General features: G+C 67.8%; 2 protein-coding genes and 1 pseudogene. All 3 read right to left on the bottom strand.

Translation table 11 applies throughout. The annotated features are described in order from the left end of the window. On the bottom strand, positions 1–403 hold a 403-nt coding region (locus tag AC1DOC_RS30840), incomplete at its 3' end, for a MaoC family dehydratase (RefSeq protein WP_478131242.1). 10 nt (positions 404–413) lie between these two features. Further along, positions 414–1,700, bottom strand: a complete 1,287-nt coding sequence (gene boxA, locus AC1DOC_RS30835) for a benzoyl-CoA 2,3-epoxidase subunit BoxA (RefSeq protein WP_436299193.1) — start codon at positions 1,698–1,700, stop codon at positions 414–416. Between the two features lie 128 nt (positions 1,701–1,828). Then, positions 1,829–2,101: pseudogene (locus tag AC1DOC_RS30830) on the bottom strand (benzoyl-CoA 2,3-epoxidase subunit BoxB); the annotation flags it as partial.

Here is a 2,101-nt window from a genome sequence, read left to right as displayed (position 1 = left end):
CGTCGAGCACCATCAGCTCGCGCTGGTTGAAGAGCCGCCAGCGCCAGCGCAGGATGCCGAGCGTCGGCCGCTTTTCGGAGCGCCGCGCCTCGATGACGTCGGCCACCAGCCGCAAGGCATCGCCGGGCCGCACCGGATGCGGCCAGCGCACATGCTCGAGCCCCGGCGAGGCAAAAGATTCCGAGCCCCTGAGCGCGGCATCGACCACGAGCCGCATCGCGATCGAGCAGGTGTGCCAGCCGCTCGCGATCAGCCCGCCGAAGGCGCTGTCCGCCGCGGCGACGGCGTCGGTGTGGAACCACTGCGGGTCGTAGGCCTGCGCGAAGCCGATGAGCTCCGCTTCGGACACGACATAGGGCCCGGCCTCGATGACCTGGCCGGGGTGGAAGTCGGCGAACTTCATTCGCCGCAGCTTAATAGGTTTCGAGGTGCAGCCGGCCTTCGCGCTTCAGTGCGGCGCCCACGGTGTCCCAGTCCAGGCCCGCTTCCTTCGCCACGTCGCGCAAGGCAAGCACCACGCCCTCTTCCATGCTCTTGAGCCCGCACACGTAGAAGTGGCTCGCGCCGTCCTTCAGCAACGCGGCCAGGTCGGCGGCGCGTTCGCGCATCAGGTCCTGCACGTAGCGCTTGGGCTGGCCCGGCGTGCGCGAGAACGCGAGGTTGATGTCGATGAAGTCCTTGGGCAGCGACTGCAGCGGGCCGAAGTACGGCAGCTCCTGCTGCGTGCGCGCGCCGAAGAACAGCATGAGCTTGCCGCCTTCGAACTTGCCGCTCTTGCGCAGGCGCCGGCGCCATTCGGTCATGGCGCGCATCGGCGCGCTGCCGGTGCCGGTGCAGATCATCACGATGTGCGACCTGGGATGGTTCGGCATCAGGAACGAGGAACCGAAGGGCCCCACCACCTGCACCGTGTCGCCCACCTTCAGGTCGCAGACGTAGTTGGAGCACACGCCGCGCACCGGGTCGCCCTGGTGGTCTTCGGTCACGCGCTTCACGGTGAGCGACACGTTGTTGTAGCCGGGCCGCTCGCCGTTGCGCGGGCTGGCCACCGAGTACTGGCGTGCATGGTGGCGTTTGCCGATGGCATCGACGCCCGGCGGCACGATGCCGATCGACTGGCCTTCGAGCACCGGGAACGGCACCACGCCGAAGTCGAGCACGATGTGGTGGGTCTCGCTGTCGAAGCCCGCCTCGGTGCAGTTGAAGTTGCCCACCACGGTGGCCGTGGTCGGCGACTTCGGCGCAAAGAGGTTGGTGTAGGCGTGCGCGGCCGACCAGGGCGGCACGGTGGCGCCGTACTGGGCCGAGTTGAAGACCGGCTCGATGGCGTCGACGGCGGTCTGGCTCGATGCGGGCGCGGCAGCCGGCGCGGCTTCATCGCCAGCCTCGGAGGCGGAAACGCCCGCGGCCTCGAGCTCCTCGGGCGTGAGCTCCGCGGGCAGCGATTCCCAGGTGAGCTGTTCCTCGATCGTGTAGGCGCGCACCAGCGGCATGGTGCGCCAGTTGTCGATCGAGCCCGTGGGGCACGGCGAGATGCAGGCCATGCAGCCATTGCAGATGTCGGCGCGCACGACGTAGTTGTTGTCGTCGTGCGTGATCGCGTTGACGGGGCAGGTGGCCTCGCAGGTGTTGCAGCGGATGCAGATCTCGGGGTCGATCAGGTGCTGCTTGATGACCCCGGCTTCAACGGCCATGTCCATGTTGTTCTCCTAGAGCCCTCCCCTTTCGGGGGAGGGTTGGGTGGGGGCTTGCGGCGCTTGTCGTGGTCGCGCTGCTGGCCCCCATCCCAGCCTTCCCCCGGGAGGGGAAGGAGCAATACCAATACCAATCAACCGAAACGCACGTACTCGAAATCCACCGGCTGGCGGTTGATGCCCATCACCGGCGGCGAGATCCAGCCTGCGAACTTGCCGGGCTCGACCACGCGGCCCATCAACGATGCCACGAAAGCGAAGTCTTCGGCGCTCGGCAGCCATTCATTGCGCTTGGCGGCCCATTCGACCTCGTTCACCACGCGGCCTTCGGGCGACATCTTGATGCCCGCGAGCGCGCCGATCTGGCGGTTGAAGGCCTTGTGCGGCACGGTCAGGCGCGTGGGGAT

The sequence above is a fragment of the Variovorax sp. 01T439_2 genome (assembly GCF_056398445.1).
Note: the sequence above shows the minus strand (reverse complement) of the source record. Positions and strands in the feature narration are given on the sequence as shown.